This window comes from Pseudomonas sp. B10 (assembly GCF_900156235.1).
Classification (GTDB): Bacteria; Pseudomonadota; Gammaproteobacteria; order Pseudomonadales; family Pseudomonadaceae; genus Aquipseudomonas; species Aquipseudomonas siliginis.
In genome coordinates, this window is record NZ_LT707063.1 from 5,759,113 (window position 1) to 5,781,902 (window position 22,790).

Here is a 22,790-nt window from a genome sequence, read left to right on the forward strand (position 1 = left end):
AATTGAAAATCAGGGAAGTGAATCAATATGCAGTCACGGACAGATCGGACGCGGGGCGGGACAGGCAAATCATGAGCAGCATAAGTCGCGAAGAATTCGATGCCAGGATAGAAACCATCGAGACGAGGATGGATGGCCGCGTGGCAGAAATGCGCGCCGACATTCGCGGGTTCCTGGCTGCTCAGGCAGAGCGGGACAAGGTCTATCTTGAACGGGACAAGGCACTACAGGAACGGGACAAGCGTTATGACGTGATGTGGATGGGCGTGCAGAAAATTGCCGACGAATCGCGCGAAGCGATCAGACAGGCATCGACGGTGAAGGCCAATTACTGGGCTGCCACCACTGTGCATTTCCTCGGCGTGGCTTCCTTGCTTGTTGGCGCACATTTCGCCAATCAGGCGGCGGTGTTGACCACAATACAAACCACGCTGGCAGCGATTCAGATTGGCAAAGAGATATCGTCACCCAAACCTGTCGTACAACCCTCACCAGTGCCGCCACAATAAAAAAACGGCCTTCTGTGGAAGGCCGTTCTGCATCGCGCCAGATCATGGCATTTCCGGCAACTCCTGAGGCCGCAGGTCGAATACCAGCACTTCGGCATCGACCCCGTTGCTCAAGGTGAGCAGCTGTTCTTCACGAACCCGCACGCCGTCGCCTTCCTGCAAGGCTTGGCCATTGAGTTCGACGCTGCCACGCGCAACGTGCACGTAAGCGTAACGATTGGCCGGCAATTTCAGCGTGGCACTTTCCTCGCCGTCAAATAACCCGGCGTAGACCCGCGCATCCTGACGGACTTTCAGGGAGCCATTGCTACCGTCCGGCGAGATGATCAGTTGCAGGCGACCGCGTTTTTTCTGCGCGCTGAAGTGTTCCTGTTGATAGCGCGGCTTGGCGCCGCTGACATCCGGCACGATCCAGATTTGCAGAAAGTGCACGGGCTTGGTGGCCGAGTGGTTGAACTCACTGTGCGCCACGCCGCTGCCGGCACTCATCAATTGCACGTCCCCGGGGCGGATCACCGAGCCAGTACCGAGGGTGTCCTTGTGTTCCAGCGCGCCTTCGAGCACATAGGAAAAAATCTCCATGTCGCGGTGCGGGTGCTGGCCAAAGCCTTTGCCGGCGGCGACCCGGTCATCGTTGATCACCAGCAGATCGGAGAAACCCTGTTCACGCGGGTTGCGGTAGCTGGCGAATGAAAAGGTGTGAAACGACTTCAACCAGCCGTGATTGGCGAGGCCGCGATCGGAGGCTTTGCGAAGAGTCAGCATGATGAAATCTCCTGGCGGGACGTGAATTCGTCCGAGTGAGGAGAAGGTTACTGGTTACCCGGTGAGGCAATAAGTAGATGGAAATTGAAAGACTGTCCGGCTCAGGTTGACAGTTTTGCGTTATGGTTCACCCATTCGATCACGCTCCTGAACACTCGGTCCGCCATAATGCCTTGGCTGAAGCGTGCGTATTGACCCTTGAATATGTGTGAAACCTCCCATGAAAACCGTGGCAATGGTGCTGTTCCCTGACTTTCTGATGCTCGACATGGCGGGGCCGCTGGAGGTGTTTTCAGTCGCCAACCGTTATCTGAAACCTGATCTGCACTATCAATTGACGACTCTCGGCACAGAGCGCGGCTTGCTGAGGGCGTCCAACGGCGTACAGGTTCAGGCTGACTTGCACATCGACGAAGCGGCCGAGCGCTATGACCTGCTATTGGTGCCGGGCGGACCCGGCGCCTATAACCAGAGATTTCCCGAGCTGTTTGGCTGGTTGAAAAAAGCCGTGCCGCGCGCGGAGCGTTACGGTTCGATTTGCACTGGCGCATTCATCCTCGGCCACGCTTGCCTGCTTGATGGTTATCGCGTCACCACGCATTGGAACTACACCGAACGGCTGATCAAGGCTTTCCCGAAAACCACGGTGACCACCGATCAGATCTACGTCGAGGATCGTAATCTCATCACCTCCGGTGGCGTTACGGCCGGTATCGACCTGGCTCTGGCGGTGGTGGCCAAAGATCACGGCAAGAAAATCGCCCAGGACGTCGCCAAGGTCTTGTTGGTGGTCATGAAGCGCCAAGGCGGGCAAGCGCAGTTCAGCCCGTTGATGGCGGCAGTCTCACCGCAAGAAACGCCCATCACCCGCGCACAGAATTACGTCCTTGAACATCTGGATGAAGCGTTCACCGTCGAGCGCATGGCTGGATTGGCGAACATGAGCGCACGGCACTTTGCTCGCCTGTTCGCCCGTGACGTCAATATGACGCCGATGGAGTTTTTGCAGAATGCCCGCATTGACTGCGCGCGAAACCTGTTGGAAACCAGCGATCTGCCGCTCAAGACCATCGCCTACAAAAGCGGCTTTGGCAGTGTCCGGCACATGCGCTCGTTGTTCGCCGAAAAGCTCGGTCTTACGCCGTTACAATACCGCGAACAGTTCAGCTAGAGCGGTTCTGTCCGTCTGACGCAGCGGGATGTCCGTGCTGCGTCGGCTCTGGCGGTTGTATCGTCACGCGAGAGTGCCAAGATGTTTGGCATGAATAATCACAACGACACAAGCCACGGTTCAGTGCTGCGTTTCGGCCCCTACGCCTTTCATGTGCGCCAACGTCTGGTCCTTGAAGGGGCGCAGCCGCTGCGCATGGGCGGGCGCGCCATGGACATCCTTCAGGCGCTGCTCGAACACGCGGGTGAGGTGGTCAGCAAAGAGCAGTTGATTGCTCGAGTATGGCCGACCTCGGTCGTCGAAGAGATCAACCTGCGGGTGCACATTGCGGCGTTGCGCCGCGCACTGGGTGACGGCGTAAACGGGCAGCGTTTCATCATTCACGTGGCGCACTGCGGCTACAGTTTTGTCGCCCCGGTGGAGCAGGGAACCAGTGATGCGCTGACTATGCCCGCTGCCGCGCTCACGCCCCTGCACAATCTTCCGGCACGACTGACGCCAGTCAGTGGGCGCGACGCCTTGATCGGTGGTCTGGTTCGACAAATGCCGGTATGCCGCTTGATGACGATTACCGGTGCACCGGGCGTTGGCAAAACCACTGTGGCACTGCGCGTGGCGGAATTGCTGTTGCAATACTTTCGCGATGGCGCCTGGTGGGTCGACCTTGCCAGCCTCGAAGATGACATTCCATTGCTCGAGCGCCTGTTGCACACCCTGAACACAGACTTTTTCACACTGACCGGCCGGCACGCCTTGTTGATACTGGATAACTGCGACCACCAGCGCGACAGCTGTGCGGCACTGGTGGAAACGCTGTTGCATGCTGCGCCTCGCCTGTCGATTCTGGTCACCGGCCGCGAAGCCTTGCAAGTCGTGCAGGAGACCGTTCATTACGTGCCGCTGTTGGCGATTCCCAAGCGCTCGACATTGAACACCGTCGAAGAAGCCATGGGCTATCCGGCGGTGCAGTTGTTCGTCAATCGCGCGCGGGCACGGCAGCATGGCTTCTGTTTGCGTGAGCAGGATTTGCCAGGTGTGCGCGAGATCTGCCGTCAACTGGACGGTCTGCCGCTGGCGATCGAGCTCGCCGCTGCGCAGATCGACGCGCTGGGCTTGATCGGCTTGCAGGCACAGGTTGAAAACGGCCTGCAGTTGCTTGGCCAAGGCCGGCGCACCGCGGAACCGCGCCATCAGTCGATGGCCGCTGCGATCGATTGGAGCTTCCAGTACCTGACGGCAATGGAACAGCGTGTGCTGCTGCGTCTGTCGGTGTTCAGCACGGGCTTTACCCTGGAGGCTGCACTGAGCGTGATCAGCAGCGTGGATCTGGCGGGATCCAGGTTGAGCGCAATTATCGAAGGGTTGGCGCGCAAATCGTTGCTTGTTCGAGAACCCAACCGTGCGACGGCCCGCTATTGGATGCTCAACACCGTGCGCCGCTATGCTCGTGATCAGTTCGAGCGCAGTGACGACAAGTTCGAACTGAAACAGCGCCATGCGCGCTATCTCAGCAGAACGCGCAACGCTTCAGGCCGGGCACTGCTCGTGGAGGCTGTCGAGTAGCAGGCGGACCTTGCGCAAGTCCGGTGTGGCGTAGCCTTCGGTGAAGCGCTGGTAAATGGGGCTGAGCAAATCCCATGCTTCGCGATGGCGGGACTGGCGCTGCCATAATCGGGCGAGGTCCGTGGCGCTGCGCAGTTCCCAAGCGAGGGCGCCCTGGCTTCTGGCGATGGCCAGAGCTTGTTGCAGAGTTTGTTCGGCTTCTCGGGTTTCAGCGGTGTCTGAGCGGGCCGATTCGCGAGCAGGCTCGCTCCCACAGGATGAACCCTTCAACAATGCCGCCGCCCGCGCCCGCAATATCTCCGCTGCACTCCATCCCGCATCGCCATTGCTCGCGCGCCCCACCAGTGCCTCATCGACAAAACGCTCATCCAGCGTAACCATCACTTCCCGAATCAGACCGCTGCTCTGTGCTGGTACGGGCACGGCATTATCCGGATCGATCACCTGCGCATACTGCCGGCCCCAATTATTGAACAGCAGTACCGAATGCTTCTGCGACTGCTCCAGCAGTAATTGCAACAAGGCGCGGGCGTTGGCAGCGTCGCCGTTGTAATGCGCGATCAGGCAACTGGCCAGCGCCAGGGTGTAACAGATCGATGTGCCGTGATTGATCTGCACGGCGATGTCCAGCGCCTGCCGTGCGGCGCGCCAGGCTTGCTCGGGCAGACCCTGCAACCACAGCACTCGGGCCAGTACTGTCAGCGAAGCGACGCTCTGATCGTACTGCACGCCAAAACCATGGGTGAAACGATTGAGATGGCCGCTGTGGGCCATGCGTTGCAGCACCTGCTCGGCATGTACGCGTGCCTGCGGCTGGTCGCCGGCATAATGCAGGGCCAGCACGCGCAAGCGATGTGTGCTCAGTGACAGCAGCGGTTCGCCGTGCAGGCCGATGCGGTCGAATTGCTCACTCTGGGCCAAAGCCATGCGGTAATGCCCGCAACTCAGATTGACCGCCATATGCCCCGATATCGCACGCAGTTGCCCGGCCAGATCGCCGTGTTCCTCGGCCAATTGGCAGGCGTCGACGAAGGCCTGAATGGTTTGTGGCGTGCCGCCCCAGGTGTGATAGCTGGCGCTGCCGAGCGCCAGTTTCAAGGCGATTTGCAGGCGAGGGCAGGGCGGTAGCAGCGAGTCTGCTGGCGAAGCCTCCAGCAGACTCAGTGCCCGGCGCACATAGCGGCTGTAATCGCGCAGCAACGACAGCTCCTGCCACAAAGGCGCCGACGCGGCTGCCAGTTGCACCCCCAACTCGTCCGGTCCCGGCCCATTGAGGCTCCAGTCCAGCGCCGCGCGCAAATCCTCCAGACCCCGGGCATAGCGCTCCATCCACAATACAGTCGGAGTATTGTCCCAATCCGCCTGCGCCTGCTGCATCAGTGTCAGGCAGCGCTCGGCGTGGCGTTGGCGGGTTGCGCTGAGCTCGTTGGCCTGTTCGAGTTTTTCCAGTGCGTAGTGGCGCGTGGTGTCGAGCAACCGGTAGAAAACATCTTCGTCACCCACTTCGACGCTCAGCAGGGATTTGGCCACCAGTTGCGTGACAGCGGTGAACACCGCGCCGGGATCGATCTGTTGGCCGATGACCACCGCTGCCGCCGAGGCGAGGGTGAAGCTGCCGCGGAAAATCCCCAGTCGCCGCAGACAGGTTTGTTCGCAGGCGTTGAGCAGGTTAAAGCTCCAGTCCATCGTCGCGCGCAGGGTCAGGTGGCGTTCGGCGCTGCTGTGGTGTCCGGCCGACAATGGCGGCAAACCCTCGCGCAATTGTTTGAGCAATCCGTCCATGCCCAATTCGCTGACCTGCGCGGCGGCCAGTTCCAGTGCCAGCGGAATGCCGTCCAGGCGCTGGCAGATTTCGATCGCTTGCGGCAGCTCGGCGTGGCTCAGTCGGAAGTTTTCCCTGGCTGCGGTGGCGCGCTCGACAAACAACTGCATCGCAGCAAAGCCCAGCGCCTGGGCCGGCTCCATCGGGGGCGACATGGACGGGCATTCGAGCGATTCCAGGCGCTGCACGAACTCACCCTCAGCGCGCAGGCTCTCGCGGCTTGTGGCGAGGATATGCACCTTTGGTGCCCCCCGCAGAATCTGCTCGCTGAGCGCGGCCACCGCATCAATCAAGTGCTCGCAGTTGTCGATCACCAACAACATTTGCTGTTCTCGCAGGCCGTCGACCAGACCAGCCTGCGCATCGCCTTCAGCTGCGGACAGATCAAGCAGCGTCGCCAGATGCGATCCGATCAGCGCGGGATCGGCGATGGGCGCCAGATCCACCAGGCGGATGCCGTCGCGATACTGGTCGAGCAATTGTTCGGCGACGCGCAGGGCGACGGTGGTCTTGCCAATGCCGCCGGGGCCGACCAGAGTGATGCAGCGTCGGCGCGGCAGTTGCGTAATCAAGTGATCGATCAGGGGTTGGCGACCAATCATCCGCGTACGACGCAGCGGCAGGTTGTGCCGGGGCGCGGCGACCGCAGGCGTTGCTTCGATGCTGTCGAGCACGAAAGGTGCGACAAAGCTGTAGCCGCGCTGCGCCACGGTGACGATGTAGCGCTGGCCGTTCTGCCCGTCGCCAAGCGCTTTGCGCAGCGCCGCCATGTGCACGCGCAAATTGATGTCTTCAACGACACTGTCTGGCCAGACCGCGGCCATCAATTGCTGTTTGCTCACCACTTCACCGGCATGGGCCAGCAAAATCAGGAGGATGTCCATCGCCCGCCGTCCCAGGCGCAAAGGCTGTTGGCCTTCAAGCAGCAGTCGTTGCCCGGGGTGAATCCGATAGGGGCCAAACGCAATGGCCTGATTCGGGGAAAAACTCAACAGCGCGCTCCTGCGGTGATGCGGCGGACAGGGCGAATCAGTGCCTGGCGCAAGCGCAGGCCGTCTGATCCGGGGTGTCCGGGCATAATCCTCAGGTTTGAGCATCAGTGCAACGGGTGGCGTAACGGCAGCAGTCAAAACACCGCAGGCTGCGCTGCGGTGTTTTTCGGTCTGCCCATGACTCGACAGCGCCAGGCGAAGGGATTGATGCCCTCGCTGCGGGTGAACATGTGGCAGAAGTGCGCCTGATCGCAGAAGCCGCATTCCAGGCTGATCTGCGTCAGGCTGAGGTCGGTGTGCTGGATCAGCAACTTGGCCCGGGCCAGGCGCTGGGCGCGGATCCAGTCCTGTGGCGACAGGCCGGTGCTGCATTTGAATGCGCGGGAGAAATGACTGCGTGACAGTGAGCAGGCACGGGCCAGTTCAGCCACTTCGAGACTTTCGCCCAAGCGATCGAGGATCAACTGTTTGATCTGGCGTTCGCGCTGTGGACTGAGTCCGCCAGTCGTGTTTTTCCGCGGTTCGCAAGCAGGGGCGAGGGCGACGGTTTGCTGTAGATAAGCCATGGCCAAGGTCCGTGTCGGTGGGGAAGGCACGGTCGGCGCATTCCCTCAGGTCAAAAAAGCAACGCTGCGCAGAGGGCTTCATTGTTGGGTGAGGGCGTGAGGCTGACGAGTTAATCGTTGTTAATTTCCTCGCTCAGGCTGGAACTCAGCACATCCTTGCAAGTCAGCGCCCGGTGCTTTGCGCGACGATGTCGACAAAGCACGGCCGCCGCTGGCCAGGTTCAAAGGGGAATGCAATGAAAGGCTTGGTGAAAGCAGCAACGGCCCTGGCGGTCATGCTGGCAATGTCCGGCGCGATGGCGCAGGCACCGCAGGTGGGCACTCAGGCGCCGGGTTATTTCCGCTTGGCGGTGGGCGATTACGAAGTCACCGCGTTGTTCGACGGTTACAACGATTTGTCGCCGAAGTTGTTGCAGGGCATGAGCCAGAGTCAGATTCGCGCGCTGCTTGCGCGCCGTTCGATTGAAACCCCGGGCGTGCAGACGGCGTTCAATGCCTTTCTGGTCAACACTGGCAAACAACTGATTTTGGTCGACACGGGCGCAGGACAGTGCATCGGCGCCACCGCAGGCCAACTCTCGGCCAACATGCAGGCCGCCGGTTACAAGCCCGAGCAGGTCGACACGATTCTGCTGACGCACCTGCACCTCGATCACGTCTGTGGTCTGGTCGACGCAGAGAAGAAGCCGCTGTTCACCAATGCCACCGTCTATGCGGCCAAGGCCGAGGCCGATTACTGGCTTGATCCGGCAGCACTGGCCAAGGCTGCGGCCGGCGCCAAAGAGTTTTTCAAGATAGCCCAGGACTCTACGACGCCCTATGTTGCCGCTGGCCGCTTCAAGACGTTCGCCGCCGGGCAGTCGCCATTGCCGGGACTGGTCGAAGCAACCCTCGAAGCCGGGCATACGCCGGGTAGCACCACATACCGCTTCACCTCGCAGCAGCAGAGCATCGTGTTCATGGGCGATCTGGTGCATAACCTGGCAGTGCAGTTTTTGCACCCGGAAGTGTCGATCGGTTTCGACGTCAACAGTCAGCAAGCGATCAGCAGTCGTCAGGCAGTGTTCAGTGCTGCGGCGGCGAGCAAGACCTGGGTGACGGCAGCGCATCTGCCGTTCCCGGGCATCGGCCACATCACCGCCGAGGGCAAACATTTCCAATGGGTGCCGGTGGAGTACGGCCCCTACAAACGCGCGGCGAAAGTGCCATTGATCGAGTAAAGTGCCCAACGCCTGTGGCAAAAAGCGTCTGACACCGATAAGGAAACCACACTCATGAACCGTAACGATCTGCGCCGCGTCGACATGAACCTGCTGGTGATTTTCGAAGCGCTGATGTTCGAAAAGAATCTGACCCGTGTGGCGGAAAAACTGTTCATGGGCCAGCCGGCGGTCAGTGCTGCGCTGGGGCGCTTGCGTGATCTGTTCGACGATCCGTTGCTGCTGCGCAACGGTCGCGGCATGGAGCCGACAGCGCGGGCGCTGGCGATCCTCAAGGAATTGCAACCGGCAATGGACGTGATTTCCGGCGCAGTCAGCCGCGCCAAGGAGTTCGAACCGGCCAGCAGTTGCGACGTGTTTCGCATCGGTCTGTCGGACGACGCCGAGTTCGGTCTGTTTCCGCCGCTGTTACGCCAGCTTCAGCAGGAGGCGCCGGGGATTGTCGTGGTGGTGCGCCGCGCCAACTATCTGTTGATGCCGGCGTTGTTGGCCTCTGGAGAAATTTCCGTGGGCGTCAGCTACACCACGGATCTGCCGGCCAATGCCAAGCGCAAGAAGTTGCGTGATATTCCCTGCAAAGTACTGCGAGGCGACGACCGTCCGGGGCCGTTGACCCTGGACGAATATTGCGAGCGTCCGCACGCGATGGTGTCGTTCTCCGGTGACCTGAGCGGCAATATCGACCTGGATCTGGCCAAGATCGGCCGTTGCCGCCGAGTCGTTCTCGGCGTACCGCAGTTCAGCGGCTTGCGCGCCTTGCTCGCCGGTACCGAGATGATCGCGACGGTGCCGGACTACGCCGCCTGTGCCTTGGTTGAAGGCTGCGCCCTGCGTGCCGAAGATCCGCCATTCCCGATCGATGCCGCGCAATTGTCGATGGCGTGGAGCGGGGTGCATGACAACGACCCGGCGGAGAAGTGGCTGCGCTCGCGCATCAGCCAGTTCATGGCGGCGCCGCTGGATATTCCGGCGCTTTAAGTGCCCTCGATTACACAAGCAGTTCTCCTGCGGGAGCGAGCCTGTTCGCGAAAGCGGTGTGTCAGTCAGTGCGGATGTGACTGACCTGACGCCTCCGCGAGCAAGCTCGCTCCCACATTGTTTTTGTGGCGGTCTGCAAATTGAATGCATGCCGCCAATCCCTGTGGGAGCGAGCCTGCTCGCGAAAGCGGTGTGTCAGTCAGTGCGGATGTGACTGACCTGACGCCTTCGCGAGCAGGCTCACTCCCGCATTGTTTTTGTGGCGGTCTGCAAATTGAATGCACGCCGCCAATCCCTGCGGGAGCGAGCTTGCTCGCGAAAGCGGTGTGTCAATCAACGTATATATGACTGACCTGACGCCTTCGCGAGCAGGCTCGCTCCCACAATGTTTTGTGGCGGTCTGCAAATTGAGTGCATGCCGCCAATCCCTGTGGGAGCGAGCCTGCTCGCGAATGCGGTGTGTCAGTTAGTGTGGATGCGTCTGACCTGACGCCTTCGCGAGCAGGCTCGCTCCCACATTGTTTTTGTGGCGGTCTGCAAATTGAATGCACGCCGCCAATCCCTGCGGGAGCGAGCTTGCTCGCGAAAGCGGTGTGTCAATCAACGTATATATGACTGACCTGACGCAATCGCGAGCAAGCTCGCTCCCGCATTGTTTTGTGGCTGGCGGCAGAACATCAAAGACCTGAAAAGCAACTAAGCACACCCATCCAATTTCTCCCGCGCCGGCCTTGGCATGATTCCCGTCAATGACATTCAAAGGGTCGGGTCATGATTGCTACGAGGGATGAACAGGCGCGCGACATCGGGTTGCTGTTTCTGCGGGTCAGCGGCGGGTTGTTTCTGTTGTGGGTGCACGGCTTGCCCAAGTTGCTGGACTTCACCGCGCAACTGCAACTGATCGAAGACCCGTTCCACCTCGGCGCCCACCTGACCCTGATCCTGGCGATTTTCGCCGAAGTCCTCTGCCCGTTGCTGATCGTCGCCGGTGTGCTGGCGCGATTGGCTTGTTTGCCTATTCTCTTTGTACTGCTCGTGGCGTTGCTGGTCGTGCATCCGCAATGGAGTGTGGCTGAAGGGCAGTTTGGCTGGTTGCTGTTGATTCTTTTCACCACCGTCTTGATCGCCGGGCCGGGACGGCTGGCGATTCCTGTTCGTTTGCCCGGAGTGCTGCGTTATGCCTGAAGTCCTCAATTCACAAGCACCGGGGGCCGATGAGACCGTCACGTTGATCATCAAACACTCGGTCAAAACCGGTTTCGAATCGGCCTATGAAGCATGGCTGCGCAACATCGTGCGCGTCGCCGGGCAGCGCGAAGGGCATTTGGGTGTTGACGTGGTGCGCGGCAAGCGCGGGCGTCTGGATTTCTACACTTGCGTATTGCGCTTCAGCTCCACCGAAGCGATGCAGGGCTGGCTGGAATCCTCCGAGCGTCAGGCGCTGGTGGCTGAAGCCGCACCGATGCTGGCCGACGGTGATCAGACCGAAGTCGCGCCGGTGAATGAGTTCTGGTTCACACCGCTGGCCGAAGCCGGCTCGCCGCCGCGCTGGAAGCAGGCTGTCGTCACCCTGTTAGTGATTCTGCCGCACACCCTGCTGGTGCCGCTGATCTGGGGGCCGTTGCTGGCGCTGCATCCGTTTCTGTCCAACTACGTGGTCGCCACGTTCCTGATTACCCTGACCATCGTCCTCTCGGTGGTCTACGTGGTGATGCCGCCGGTCACCCGTCTGTTCACCCCGTGGCTGGAAGCCAGTCAGGCCCATGAACACCTCGATTCCCAAGAAACCTCGTCGCGTTGAGCGGGGTTTGCTTCTTTTCACTTTTGCTTGAGGAACTGCGATGAGCGCCGATCTGATTTTATTCAATGGCCAATTTCAAACCGTAGACCGGGAAAAACCACTGGCCAGTGCGGTGGCGATCAAGGATGGCCGCTTCGTCGCCGTCGGTAACGATGCCGAGGCCATGGCCCTCAAGGGCAGCGCCACACAAGTGGTCGACATGAAGGGCCGCTGCGTCATCCCTGGCCTCAACGACTCGCACTTGCACCTGATTCGCGGCGGTCTGAACTACAACCTCGAACTGCGCTGGGAAGGCGTGCCATCGCTCGCCGACGCGCTGCGCATGCTCAAGGATCAGGCCGATCGCACGCCCACCCCGCAGTGGGTGCGCGTGGTCGGTGGCTGGAACGAATTCCAGTTCGCCGAAAAACGCATGCCGACCCTGGAAGAAATCAACCAGGCCGCGCCGGATACTCCGGTGTTCATCCTGCACCTCTACGACCGTGCGCTGCTCAACCGCGCTGCCCTGCGCGTGGCCGGTTACACCCGCGACACGCCAAACCCGCCGGGTGGCGAAATCGTGCGCGACAGCAACGGCAACCCGACCGGCATGCTGGTCGCGCGGCCGAACGCGATGATCCTCTACTCGACCCTGGCCAAGGGACCGAAGCTGCCGCTGGAATATCAGGTCAACTCGACCCGCCAGTTCATGCGCGAACTCAATCGCCTCGGCCTGACCAGTGCAATCGACGCCGGTGGTGGTTTCCAGAATTACCCGGACGATTACCAAGTGATCGAGCAACTGGCCAAAGACGACCAGTTGACCGTACGCATCGCTTACAACCTGTTCACCCAGAAGCCGAAAGAAGAGCTGACCGATTTCCAGAACTGGACCGGCAGCGTCAAGTTGCATCAGGGCGACGACTACCTGCGCCACAACGGCGCCGGCGAAATGCTGGTGTTCTCCGCCGCCGACTTCGAAGACTTCCTCGAGCCGCGCCCGGACCTGCCGCAGACCATGGAACAGGAACTCGAGCCGGTGGTGCGCCACTTGGTAGAACAGCGCTGGCCGTTCCGTCTGCACGCCACGTACAACGAATCGATCAGCCGCATGCTCGACGTGTTCGAGAAGGTCAATCGCGACATTCCGTTCAACGGTCTGCCGTGGTTCTTCGACCACGCTGAAACCATCACCCCGCAGAACATCGAGCGTGTGAAAGCGCTGGGCGGCGGTATCGCGATTCAGGATCGCATGGCGTTCCAGGGTGAATACTTCGTCGATCGCTATGGCAAGCAAGCCGCCGAAGCCACGCCACCGATCAAGCGCATGCTCGCCGAAGGCGTGCCGGTCGGCGCTGGTACCGACGCCACCCGCGTGTCCAGCTATAACCCGTGGACCTCGCTGTACTGGATGGTCAGCGGCCGCACCGTTGGCGGTCTGGCGCTTTACGAAGAAGGTCTGCCACGCAGCACTGCACTGGAGCTGTTCACCCATGGCAGCGCCTGGTTCTCCTCGGAGCAGGGCAAGAAGGGCCAGATCCGTGTCGGCCAACTGGCAGACCTGGCGGCACTGAGCGCGGACTTCTTCAGCGTTGAAGAAGAAGCGATCAAGTGGATCGAGTCGGTCATGACCGTGGTCGGCGGCAAGATTGTCTACGCCGCCGGCGATTTCGAAGACCTCGGCCCGCGTTCGATTCCGGTACTGCCGGACTGGTCGCCCGTGGTCAAGGTGCCGGGCCACTGGCGCCCGAACTCGCCGTTGCAGGCGCAGGTTCACCAGTGCAGCGGGCCTTGCGCCGTGCACACCCACAGCCATGAAAAAGCGCGGATGTCGAATGCGCCGGTCAGCGATTTCGCCGGTTTCTGGGGCGCATTCGGCTGTTCCTGCTTCGCGTTCTGAGTTTGAAAAAAGCGCCGGTCATCGGGGCCGGCGCTTCCCGCAACAACCATCCATCCAGGAGTTTTGCCATGAGCGTTCCTTACAAGCGTCTGAACAAAGATGATGCCGTCGTCCTGCTGGTCGACCACCAGACCGGTCTGATCTCGCTGGTGCAGGATTTCTCGCCGAACGAGTTCAAGAACAACGTGCTGGCACTGGGCGACATCGCCAAGTTCTTCAAGCTGCCGACCATTCTGACCACCAGCTTCGACGCAGGTCCAAACGGCCCGATTGTGCCAGAGCTGCTCGAGCAATTCCCCGACGCGCCGTTCATTCAGCGTCCAGGCCAGATCAACGCTTGGGACAACGAAGACTTCGTTAAAGCGATCAAGGCCACCGGCCGCAAGCAACTGATCATCGCCGGTGTAGTGACCGACGTTTGCGTAGCTTTCCCGACCCTGTCGGCGATCGCTGAAGGCTTCGAAGTGTTCGTCGTCACCGACTCGTCGGGTACCTTCAACACCACCGTACAACAAGCGGCGTGGGCGCGGATGTCGGCCGCCGGTGCACACCTGATGAACTGGTTCGCTGTGGCCTGCGAGCTGCAGGGCGACTGGCGCAACGACATGGAAGGCCTGGCGCATCTGCTGTCCGAGCGTCTGCCTAACTATCGCAACCTGATCAACAGCTACACCAAGTTCACTGCCAAGTAAGACGAAAAGATCGCAGCCTGTTGCAGGCTGCGATCTTTTGCTTTCAACGCTTCTGCAACCACCCCAAAAAACCACCTTTTTTCACCGCCACCGGTTTGGCCATCAACGCGAGGCGACTGTTCTGCTGACGCACCGCCTGCAACTTGTTCAAGGCCCGGCCGACTTCGCTGCGCTTGTCCATGCACTCACGGGTCAACTGTTTGTCGAGACGATAGATGATGCTCGACGTCAGCGCCGTGAACGTCGCCTGCGACGGTGTATCGGCAAGAATGCTCTGCTCACCCATGACTTCGCTCGGCCCCATGCGCCCGGCCTCGGTCTGGCCGTTGCCGTCCGGCACCGTCGCGCTGACCACGCCCGTGGCAATCACGAACAGGCTGTCCGGCACCTCGTCCAGATCCAGCACCACCTGACCGGCCGTGTACTGCTGCGCGACCATCGACTCAGCCAGACGATCACGTTCCTCGCTGCTCAGCGAGCGGAAAATCTTCACCTCATCCAGCAGCGCACGAGCACGGCTCGACGGTTCGATCACGCCGTCGGGATGCCGGGAAATACCCGCCGCTTCGAGATGGCGGTGGGCGAGGTCGAACAGTTGATTGCGCACTTCGCTCTTCTTGCCCAGCTCAGCGATGAAACCGCTGGCAACGTATTCCGACATGGTTTCGCCGGCTTCTTTGAGTACGGCTTTCGGCGCCGGGCTGAGCAACAGCGAACTGCTGCCCTGCAAGGTCCGGTCAAGGGCATCCAATACCCGACGCGGACGAATGTGGTTCGGCACTTTGATACTGATCGAGACACCGTGCATGTTGCTCGGCCGGCTGAGATTGACGATTTTCGCCTTGGCCGCCACCGAGTTCGGTACTACGGCCATGGTTCCGGCGCTGGTCAGCAGGTGCGTGGCGCGCCAGTCGATATCGAAGACCTTGCCTTCGACGCCGTCGATCATCACCAGATCGTCCACCTGATACGGCTTGGTGGTGTTGAGGACGATGCCGGAAAACACATCGGCGAGGGTGCTTTGCAGCGCCAGACCGACCACGATGGCGACCACCCCGGAGGTGGCGAGCAGACCTTTGACCGGCAGTTCCAGCACGTAACCGGCCGCCGCGACAATCGCGACCAGAAACACCAGCGCACCGATGACGTCCTGCAGCAAGCGACCGCTGTGACCGATGCGGCGCATCAGCGCCAGGCCGATCACTTCGGTCAGCACCCGTGCTGCGTACAACCACCAGAGAATCCCCAGCGCCGTCGCCCCCAGTTGTGCCACGCGATCATCAGCGAACAGCGGCGCCTGCAAGGGGCTGACACCGGCGTTGATCACCAGCGCGCTGAATGCCAGAAACAACGCCAGACGTACGCCGACTCGCGGCGCGCGATGGGTGAAGGGCGAGAAGTGCCAGAGTGCGGCGTCGAGCAGGAGCAGGACGGCGCTCCAGGACAGCAGGTGGGCGTAGAAAAGAGTCATGACCGGTACTCCGCGACGCTGGTGAGAAAAAAGATCGCAGCCTGCGGCAGTTCCTACAGGGAATCGTATTCCAGGGTAGGCGCTGCCGCAGGCTGCGATCTTTCGCTTTTATGGATTCAGATGAGTCTTCAGTTCAGCCGCCGCTTGACGCACCGCTGCTTTGACTTCCGGAATCTGGCTCAGCGGATTGAGCAGGCCAAAGTCATGAATCATCCCGTTGTAACGCACCGAGGTCACCGGTACGCCGGCCGCATCCAGATGCCGCGCATAGCCTTCACCTTCATCACGCAGCACGTCGAACTCGGCGGTCTGCACCAGCGCAGCGGGCAGGCCCTTGAGTTGTTCGGCGCTGGCATTGAGCGGCGAGGCATGGATCTGCGCACGCTCGGCCGGGTTGGTGGTGTAGTTGTCCCAGAACCACTGCATCATGCCCTTGGTAAGGAAGTGGCCCTCGGCAAATTGCTGGTACGAACCGTCATCGAATTGCGCATTGGTTACTGGCCACATCAACAGCTGAAAGCGCAGGGCAGGGGTTTTCTGCTCCTTGGCCATCAACGCCACGACCGCCGCCATGTTGCCGCCGACGCTGTTGCCGGCCACCGCCAGACGTTTGCCATCGACACCGATGTCCTTGCCGTGCTCGGCCACCCATTTCGTCGCGGCGTAAGCCTGATTGATCGCGGCCGGGTACTGCGCTTCCGGCGACGGCGTGTAATCGACATACACCGCAACAGCGCCCGAGCCGACCACCAGATCACGGATCAGGCGCTGGTGCGTCGGGAAGTCACCCAGCACCCAGCCGCCACCGTGGAAAAACATGAACACCGGCAACTCGCCTTTGACCTTGGCCGGGCGCACCACTTTCAGGTTGATGGTCTGGCCGTCGACCTTGATCGCCTTGTCGCTGACTTCCACGCCGGACAGATCAACCTTTACCGAAGCCTGTGCACCAGTCAGCACTGCACGGGCGTCCTTCGGGCTCAGTTGCTCCAGCGGACGACCACCGCCAGCGGCGAGGGCATCGAGGAACGCTTGGGTGTTGTGTTCGACGCCTGGACTGCCAGCGGCGAAAGCGCTGCTGACGGACAGGGCGAGGAGGGACGCGGCGAGGGTTTTCTTGACGATGTTCATGGGTGGAAATCCTTTTGAATGATTTTGATTGTTTGCCTGAATTGCGGGCTGCTGTGGCACTGGGTTTGCGGCCTCAGCAACACCGTGAGCACAGATTAATGGGCTGCTGAAAAGCGAAAAAGCGGCTATAAAGCGTTTAACTGTCCACCAGAGAGTGACAATGAACCCGTTCGAAGACATGCGTATTTTTTGCCAGGTGATGGACTCCGGCAGCTTTACCGCCGCGGCCGATCAGTTGGGCCTGTCCAAGCAGTTCGTCAGCCGCCGTTTGATGCAACTGGAAGAGCGCCTCGGTGTGCGCTTGTTGAATCGCTCGACCCGCCGCCTCGACGTCACCCCGCTGGGGCAGAGCTACTACGAATCGGCGCTGCGCTTGCTGGGTGAGGTAGAGCAGGTCGAGCAGGGCATCGCCGGCGAAACCGCTGAGCCACGCGGCACGATTCGCCTGAGCGCGCCGCTGTCGTTCGCCGTGGCGCATCTGGGTTGTCTGCTACCGCTGTTCCTGCAGCGTTATCGCGAAGTCACCGTCGAAGTGGATCTGAGCGATCGCCCGGTCGACCTGCTCGGCGAGGGCTACGACCTGGCCCTGCGCATCGGCGTACTGGAAGACTCGACTCTGATCGCCCGACGTATCGCCAGCATCGAACGGGTCTATTGCGCCAGCCCGGCCTACCTCGCCGAACGCGGCACACCGCTAAAGCCTGAAGACCTGCACAGCCACGACTGCCTGCCTTACGGCCACGGGCGCTCGGTGCAATGGCGCTTCAACGAAGCGCCGGGCAAACCGCTGCTGATCAACGTCGCCGGCCGCATGCGCGTCAACAACGGCGAACTGCTGCGAGACGCAGCGGTGCAGGGGATGGGCATTACCTATCTGCCGACCTTCATCGTCGGTGCGGCACTGAAGGACGGGCGGCTGGTGCCAGTGCTGGATGATTTACGCCCGGAGCCGCTGACCCTGTCGGCAGTTTATCCGCAGCATCGCCAGGCTTCGCGGCCGGTGCAGGCGCTGGTGGAGTTTTTGCGTGAGCGGCTTAACCAGAGTCATGTGAATCTTTGATAGTGGTGCCTACTGGGCAAACAAACGGCGTGTTATCGATCGGGCGAAGGTCACACCGTTTCCTGCGATGTCTTTATGGATATTCCTGTCGGGTATGCAAAACGCTAAGTAGCTCGATTCGATCCGTCACCTCATAAATCACTACGTAGTTAGGATGGACAACGATTTCCCGGGTGCCGGGAGATCGACCTTTACGGTACAGATGGGGATGAACGGAGAGTGAGGTTGTGGATTCTTCGATGGATTTCGACAGACTCACTGCGGCTGCAAAGTTTCTCTCGCCAATGTATCTGAGGATGTTCGAAAGATCGGCCTTGGCTTCGGGCCGCCACTCAATCTGCATCGGCCTTTTTTCGCATGGATTCGATCAAGGCATGCATGTCCGCCATCACGTCCTCATGGGGGAGACTCGGATGGGGATCATCTCTGGACGCCTGCACCTTGGCTCGCAACCAGCGATCATGACTGGCAGCCTGCTCGTCGCTTTCAAACCCTGAATCGTGGGGAAAGATTTTGCCGTCCATAGTGCCTCCGGGATCAATGCCTGGCAGTCTATTCGGTACAGGGATTGCTGTCGTCGTTGTCTGGATGAACTGCATCTTGGTCGAGCTCCATGAGTATTTGTAGTTCGACAAATCCTAGACTGAGCGCTTCCGACGGCCAACCGACGGAAGATGTAGGAAAACGGTTGGGGTTTCCCGAGTTCCTTCCTTTTTCTGTAGGACTCGCTGAAGAGGACTGCGCAGTGTGATTACAACATTGGAACAACCGCCACCCCGCGTCTGTTCTAGACTCACGCCGCTCAATCACGAGCCTCACCCGGAGTAGCGCCATGGAAGTGCCCAACCCCAAAACCGCCATCGAAAGCAATCGACAGGCGTGGAACGATTCCGCCCGTCATCATCAGGATTCGCCGGACTGGCAGGCATTGCTCAACGATGTCGCGCAGGCAGAGTTTTGCTGCCTTGATGACACCTTGCGCGGCTTGCTGGACGTCGACGGCAAAGACGTGATTCAACTGGGCTGCAATAACGGTCGGGAAAGCCTGTCGTTGTTTGCGCTGGGTGCGCGCAGTGTCGTCGGCGTCGATCAATCGGCAGCGTTTCTTGAGCAGGCCCGCGAGCTGAACAGCCGCTCGCCGCACAATACCGAATTCGTCGAGAGCGATATCCACCATCTGCCCGCATCGCTGCATAACCGCTTCGACGTTGCCCTGATCACCATCGGGGTACTCAACTGGATGCCTGACATCGGCGAATTCTTCCATCATGTCGCGCAGGTGCTGAAGCCGGGCGGCAAACTGGTGATCTACGAAACCCATCCGTTTCTGGAAATGGTTGATCCGCAGGCTGAAGATCCCTACCGCCTCGCCAGCTCGTATTTCCGTGCCGAGCCGTTTGTGCAGGAAGAGCCGATCGTTTACGTAGGTAAAGTCGAGCAGCCGGCGGCAAAGTCGTACTGGTTCGTGCATACGCTGGGCGCGATCTTCAGCGGCGCCATTGGAGCGGGGCTGAGCATTGTGGATTTTCAGGAATATGCGCATTCGAACCGGGAAGAGGTGTATGACTGCTACCTGAACCAGCAGGCGCAGCTGCCGATGTGCTTTAGCCTGGTGGCGAGCAAGGCCTGAGAACCTTTATTGCGATGACAGGCCTCTTCGCGAGCAGGCTCGCTCCCACAGGGAAACGCATTCCAGTGTGGGAGCGAGCCTGCTCGCGATGGCGGCCTTGTGACCGCCAGAAAATTCAGGGAACGGCGTGATTGACTGCGTGCCCCGGCTGCGCATAAAGATCAATGCCCAGCGCATGAATCACCTTCAACACTGTGTCAAAGCGCGGCTTCGCTCCGGGAGCAAAAGCTTTGTACAAACTTTCACGACCCATGCCTGAATCCTTGGCGATCTGCGTCATTCCTCGCGCCTTTAACACGTAGCCGATTGCGCGAAGGAATTCTTCGCTGTCTCCGTCTGCAAGCACCTGTGACAGGTACTCACTGATGGCTTCATCACTGTCGAGCAGCGCGACCATGTCGAAATTCGTCAAAGTCTGGCTCATGGTTAAACCTCCTTTGCCATTTTTTGTGCGCGTCGGATGTCTGCGCTTTGTGAGGATTTGTCGCCTCCGGCCAGCAGAATGATTACTGCGCCATTGCGGATTGTGAAATACACCCGGTAGCCCGCGCCAACATCCAGACGCATCTCAGAGACTCCATCGCCCACCGATTTGGCGTCGCCGAGATTGCCTGTTGACGCCCGATCAATACGCCGGGCGATAGCCACTTTGGCGCGCAAGTCTCTAATCGAACGGTGCCAAGCCTGGAATATTGCGGTTTGCTGGATAAGATAAGTCATTGCTCGACTGTATCCAAGTGGATACGGACAAACAGTCGGCCAAGTCTTTACTGGATGTTGGAAGTGTCGTCACAGTTTGTAGGCAACCAGCCAATCGCTTGTGAGAGCTGCGGGTGCAGCTACTGGCCTCTTCGCGAGCAGGCTCGCTCCCACAGGGAAATGCATTCCAGTGTAGGAGCGAGGCTGCTCGCGATGGCGGTATCAAAACCGCCGCAAATATTCAGCCTGAATCAAGCCTGCGCGGGCGTACTTACTACTGGTCTTTCCGGCTTGCGCAGCGCCTCCAGCCTCGACTCGCTGTAGCGCGTTTCGCGGAAGAAGCGCCAGTGGCCGAACAGGTCGTAAACATGCGTGATCCGCCCTTGTTCCTTATAGCCCAGGCGCACATGCATCTTCAGGGCCTGGATATTGGCGTTGTCACAGATATCCACCACTTTTTTATACCCCCCGGCGTCCATGGCTTGCCAAAGTGCGGTCTGTGCGTCGACGGTCAAGGTGCTGCCGAAATAGGGCCGGGCAATTTCGGCACCGAACTGGAAGTACTCACCGGGCTGGATCGTGAACGTGTAGCGGTAGAAGTGCCGATCGTAATAGTCGCGGCTACTGGCCCAGACGAACCCGACGGTGTGGCCTTCCTGGTCCAGGTACATGTGCCCCGTGTGCCCTTCAGCGGCCAATTCGGCCATGGTCTGCACACGGTCACCAAAGTACTTGCCGAAAGCCTTGGCGTTGTCCTCGGTGATGTCGACTCTATGTAAACCTTCACAAGGGCGCAGTTTGTTCGGCGCGATCGGCGTGACCAGATCGCGCTCCATCCACAGCAATTCACGGTGAGCGAAGACATAACGTTTGCCGAAAGCGCCAAGGGTGCGGCGCAGGCCTTTTTGTTTGATGCGCAGAAGCAGTTTGTCGATGACGTTCATGATGCTCTCCGAGGCGCTAGCCCTGGTGTGGTGGATGATGTTGCCGGTTGAGTTGCGCAGGTATTTGCCGCTTTCGGTTTGCCGGCACGCTGTGCGCGCCATTTTTGCAGGGCCGGTTTGACGCAGTACCAAAGACGCAGGCCCAGGCCCAGCAGCAAGCCACTGGGGCGCCATGAGTAGAAGCTCCAGCGCCAGTGTTCCAGTTGTCCGGTCATGCGCTCGTGCAGTTGATGACTGGAGTTTTCCAGGCTGACCCGCGAGGCATCGATCCAGTGCCATTGCTCGTCCAGGCCCCAGCGAATCCATTCCTCCAGCAGCACTCGACCACTGCCCAGATCGGCATGTTGCGGCAGGAACGCCAGGTTGTAGTCGTAGAGGCGGCCCTGCTCGAGCAGGCCCAGCCGATAACTGATGCAGCGGCCGTCCAGCTCCAGTATCACCACTCGCACCAGCCCTTGAGCGGCGAGGGCGGTGAAGGCGTTCTGTATCCATTGACGACTGTGGTCAGTTGCGAAAATGCCGACGCCCTCGTCGCCTTTCCAACTGACCGACTCGACTTCTTGCAACGCCTGTAAAACCGGAGGCATCGACAGCGCATCGGGGGTGATTCGCCGTACTTGAGCGCCGCACGCGGCAATCCGTTTGCGCGCACGACGCAGTTTGTAGCGCGGGTCGCCGGAAACTTCCTGCTGGTCGGCGTCGCTGATCAGATGCACCGGCACCCGGCAACTCAGGCGCCGTTCAGCGGTGGAGCTACGCGCCATCCAATCGGTGAGGGCACTTTCTTCCCCGGCAGGTTCCGACAGTTCGTTGAGTTGCAGCAGCGCATGGGGCAGGCGCTGACGGATCAGCATCAGCGCATCGCGCATATCCTCTGCGCCGAGCAACGACAGCAGGGCCAACCGATCGGCCAGCGGATAACCCAAGTGGCGCAAGACGCGAAATGGCACGCCCGCGAAGCGTTCGCGGCTGGACACCAGGGGCAGGCACAGGCGCAAAGCCTCTGCTTCCCAGCCGAGCAGAACGTGCAGGCACTGATTCTCTTCCAACGCCTGCTCTGCTGCGCACAACCAGCCGAGGTGGTTGAACGGCGTGTGATCGGCTACGTGAAAGCGCAGCGTTTCATACGCGGTTGCCGGGAAGTCGGCAGCGCACAGGGAGGTGCGCCATTCAAATCGCATCACCATAGGTTCAGACCGCCGTTGCTGGGACAGGTGGACGAGAATTTTTCCGCAGTGCCTCCAGGCGCGAGCCGCTGTAGCGGGTTTCGCGATAAAAGCGCCAGCGACCGAACAGCGTGTAGATATTCATGATCCGCTGTTGCTCGGTATAGCCCATGCGCAGGTGCAGCTTGAGCGCCGGGATGTTGCTCGAGTCACAGACATCGACCACTTTGCGGCAGCCTTTCTCAGCCATGGCTTGCCACAGGCGCACTTGCACATCGACTGACAATTCGCTGCCCCAGTACGCACGGGTCATTTCGCCACCGAATTCGAAGAACTCGCCAGGTTTCACCGGGAACCGGCAACCGTAGTAATGCCGATCAAAATAGTCGCGCGGCGTCCCCCAGATGAACGCCACGGCATCGCCTTGCTCGTCGACATGCATATGCCCGGTATGACCCTCACTGGCCAGCTCGGCCATGACGCCGACACGGTCGCCGAAGTAACGGGTGAAGGCGCTGGCGTTGTCTGCGGTGATCTCCTTTACGCGCAGCGGCGGGTAGGGTTTGAGGCTATGCGGCGGCACGGGGCTGACCAGATCCCGTTCCATCCACAGCAGTTGCTGATGGGCAAAAATGTACATTCTGCGGATCTTCGCCAAGGTCGCTCGCAGACCTTTGCGACGGATATGTCCGCTGAGTTTTTGCAAGATTTCCATGGTCTCTTCTCCTGAT

General features: G+C 60.2%; 23 protein-coding genes. 11 read left to right on the forward strand and 12 right to left on the reverse strand.

Annotated features, from left to right (window positions below; translation table 11 throughout):
- Nucleotides 1–71: 71 nt before the first annotated feature.
- A complete protein-coding gene (locus BXA01_RS26235) occupies nt 72–509 on the forward strand; it encodes a hypothetical protein (RefSeq protein WP_076567828.1) in 438 nt (145 codons plus the stop codon).
- Between the two features lie 42 nt (nt 510–551).
- Here the strand turns inward: BXA01_RS26235 and BXA01_RS26240 are convergent, their stop codons facing one another.
- Entirely contained in the window at nt 552–1,274 is a 723-nt protein-coding gene (locus tag BXA01_RS26240; protein WP_056784475.1) for a pirin family protein, read from the reverse strand.
- A gap of 220 nt (nt 1,275–1,494) precedes the next feature.
- Between BXA01_RS26240 and BXA01_RS26245 the strand changes: the two genes are divergently transcribed.
- Both BXA01_RS26245 and BXA01_RS26250 read left to right on the forward strand, forming a co-directional pair.
- Entirely contained in the window at nt 1,495–2,445 is a 951-nt protein-coding gene (locus BXA01_RS26245) for a GlxA family transcriptional regulator (protein WP_076567360.1), read from the forward strand.
- A gap of 90 nt (nt 2,446–2,535) precedes the next feature.
- A complete protein-coding gene (locus tag BXA01_RS26250) occupies nt 2,536–4,008 on the forward strand; it encodes an ATP-binding protein (protein ID WP_076567362.1) in 1,473 nt (490 codons plus the stop codon).
- Here BXA01_RS26250 and BXA01_RS26255 read toward each other — a convergent pair.
- Both BXA01_RS26255 and BXA01_RS26260 read right to left on the reverse strand, forming a co-directional pair.
- Entirely contained in the window at nt 3,973–6,822 is a 2,850-nt protein-coding gene (locus BXA01_RS26255; protein ID WP_076567364.1) for an ATP-binding protein, read from the reverse strand. The genes BXA01_RS26250 and BXA01_RS26255 overlap by 36 nt on opposite strands.
- Before the next feature lie 134 nt (nt 6,823–6,956).
- Nucleotides 6,957–7,388: a helix-turn-helix domain-containing protein gene (locus BXA01_RS26260; RefSeq protein ID WP_076567366.1), complete on the reverse strand. Its 432-nt coding sequence runs from the start codon at nt 7,386–7,388 to the stop codon at nt 6,957–6,959.
- Nucleotides 7,389–7,624: 236 nt separating this feature from the next.
- Here BXA01_RS26260 and BXA01_RS26265 point away from each other — a divergent pair, with 236 nt between their 5' ends.
- The 6 genes from BXA01_RS26265 (at nt 7,625) to ycaC (ending at nt 13,958) form a co-directional block, all read left to right on the forward strand.
- The gene (locus BXA01_RS26265) at nt 7,625–8,608 is read left to right on the forward strand and encodes an MBL fold metallo-hydrolase (protein ID WP_076567368.1); all 984 of its coding nucleotides are present in this window, start codon (nt 7,625–7,627) and stop codon (nt 8,606–8,608) included.
- A 54-nt stretch (nt 8,609–8,662) separates the two neighbouring features.
- Nucleotides 8,663–9,586, forward strand: coding sequence for a LysR family transcriptional regulator (locus BXA01_RS26270; RefSeq protein WP_039762138.1), 924 nt, complete (start codon nt 8,663–8,665; stop codon nt 9,584–9,586).
- A 771-nt stretch (nt 9,587–10,357) separates the two neighbouring features.
- The gene (locus tag BXA01_RS26275; RefSeq protein ID WP_024012430.1) at nt 10,358–10,771 is read left to right on the forward strand and encodes a DoxX family protein; all 414 of its coding nucleotides are present in this window, start codon (nt 10,358–10,360) and stop codon (nt 10,769–10,771) included.
- Nucleotides 10,764–11,387 (forward strand): antibiotic biosynthesis monooxygenase, encoded by a 624-nt coding sequence (locus BXA01_RS26280; protein ID WP_076567371.1) that lies wholly within the window; start codon nt 10,764–10,766, stop codon nt 11,385–11,387. The genes BXA01_RS26275 and BXA01_RS26280 overlap by 8 nt, the downstream gene beginning before the upstream one ends.
- Nucleotides 11,388–11,427: 40 nt before the next feature.
- Nucleotides 11,428–13,266, forward strand: a complete 1,839-nt coding sequence (locus tag BXA01_RS26285) for an amidohydrolase (RefSeq protein ID WP_076567374.1) — start codon at nt 11,428–11,430, stop codon at nt 13,264–13,266.
- A gap of 68 nt (nt 13,267–13,334) precedes the next feature.
- Nucleotides 13,335–13,958: an isochorismate family cysteine hydrolase YcaC gene (ycaC, locus tag BXA01_RS26290; RefSeq protein WP_016774080.1), complete on the forward strand. Its 624-nt coding sequence runs from the start codon at nt 13,335–13,337 to the stop codon at nt 13,956–13,958.
- A gap of 43 nt (nt 13,959–14,001) precedes the next feature.
- Here ycaC and BXA01_RS26295 read toward each other — a convergent pair whose 3' ends face one another.
- A complete protein-coding gene (locus tag BXA01_RS26295) occupies nt 14,002–15,429 on the reverse strand; it encodes a mechanosensitive ion channel family protein (protein ID WP_076567377.1) in 1,428 nt (475 codons plus the stop codon).
- Between the two features lie 108 nt (nt 15,430–15,537).
- A complete protein-coding gene (locus BXA01_RS26300; protein WP_076567379.1) occupies nt 15,538–16,560 on the reverse strand; it encodes an alpha/beta hydrolase in 1,023 nt (340 codons plus the stop codon).
- A gap of 160 nt (nt 16,561–16,720) precedes the next feature.
- Between BXA01_RS26300 and BXA01_RS26305 the strand changes: the two genes are divergently transcribed.
- Nucleotides 16,721–17,620 carry a LysR family transcriptional regulator gene (locus BXA01_RS26305; protein WP_041478583.1) on the forward strand — a complete coding sequence of 300 codons (900 nt, stop codon included), beginning with the start codon at nt 16,721–16,723 and terminating at the stop codon, nt 17,618–17,620.
- A gap of 73 nt (nt 17,621–17,693) precedes the next feature.
- Here BXA01_RS26305 and BXA01_RS26310 read toward each other — a convergent pair whose 3' ends face one another.
- Nucleotides 17,694–17,963 (reverse strand): type II toxin-antitoxin system RelE/ParE family toxin, encoded by a 270-nt coding sequence (locus tag BXA01_RS26310; protein ID WP_076567382.1) that lies wholly within the window; start codon nt 17,961–17,963, stop codon nt 17,694–17,696.
- Nucleotides 17,953–18,144, reverse strand: coding sequence for a type II toxin-antitoxin system RelB family antitoxin (gene relB, locus BXA01_RS26315; protein ID WP_076567829.1), 192 nt, complete (start codon nt 18,142–18,144; stop codon nt 17,953–17,955). Before relB ends, BXA01_RS26310 begins: the two co-directional genes overlap by 11 nt.
- Nucleotides 18,145–18,452: 308 nt before the next feature.
- Here relB and BXA01_RS26320 point away from each other — a divergent pair, with 308 nt between their 5' ends.
- Nucleotides 18,453–19,250, forward strand: a complete 798-nt coding sequence (locus tag BXA01_RS26320; protein WP_076567384.1) for a class I SAM-dependent methyltransferase — start codon at nt 18,453–18,455, stop codon at nt 19,248–19,250.
- A 115-nt stretch (nt 19,251–19,365) separates the two neighbouring features.
- Here BXA01_RS26320 and BXA01_RS26325 read toward each other — a convergent pair whose 3' ends face one another.
- The 5 genes from BXA01_RS26325 to BXA01_RS26345 form a co-directional block, all read right to left on the reverse strand.
- Nucleotides 19,366–19,674: an addiction module antidote protein gene (locus BXA01_RS26325; RefSeq protein ID WP_076567387.1), complete on the reverse strand. Its 309-nt coding sequence runs from the start codon at nt 19,672–19,674 to the stop codon at nt 19,366–19,368.
- A gap of 2 nt (nt 19,675–19,676) precedes the next feature.
- The gene (locus BXA01_RS26330) at nt 19,677–19,970 is read right to left on the reverse strand and encodes a type II toxin-antitoxin system RelE/ParE family toxin (RefSeq protein ID WP_076567390.1); all 294 of its coding nucleotides are present in this window, start codon (nt 19,968–19,970) and stop codon (nt 19,677–19,679) included.
- 230 nt (nt 19,971–20,200) lie between these two features.
- Nucleotides 20,201–20,893, reverse strand: a complete 693-nt coding sequence (locus tag BXA01_RS26335; protein ID WP_076567393.1) for an N-acetyltransferase — start codon at nt 20,891–20,893, stop codon at nt 20,201–20,203.
- Nucleotides 20,890–22,080, reverse strand: a complete 1,191-nt coding sequence (locus tag BXA01_RS26340; protein ID WP_076567396.1) for a GNAT family N-acetyltransferase — start codon at nt 22,078–22,080, stop codon at nt 20,890–20,892. Before BXA01_RS26340 ends, BXA01_RS26335 begins: the two co-directional genes overlap by 4 nt.
- A gap of 4 nt (nt 22,081–22,084) precedes the next feature.
- The gene (locus BXA01_RS26345; RefSeq protein ID WP_076567399.1) at nt 22,085–22,774 is read right to left on the reverse strand and encodes a GNAT family N-acetyltransferase; all 690 of its coding nucleotides are present in this window, start codon (nt 22,772–22,774) and stop codon (nt 22,085–22,087) included.
- Between the last annotated feature and the right edge of the window lie 16 nt (nt 22,775–22,790).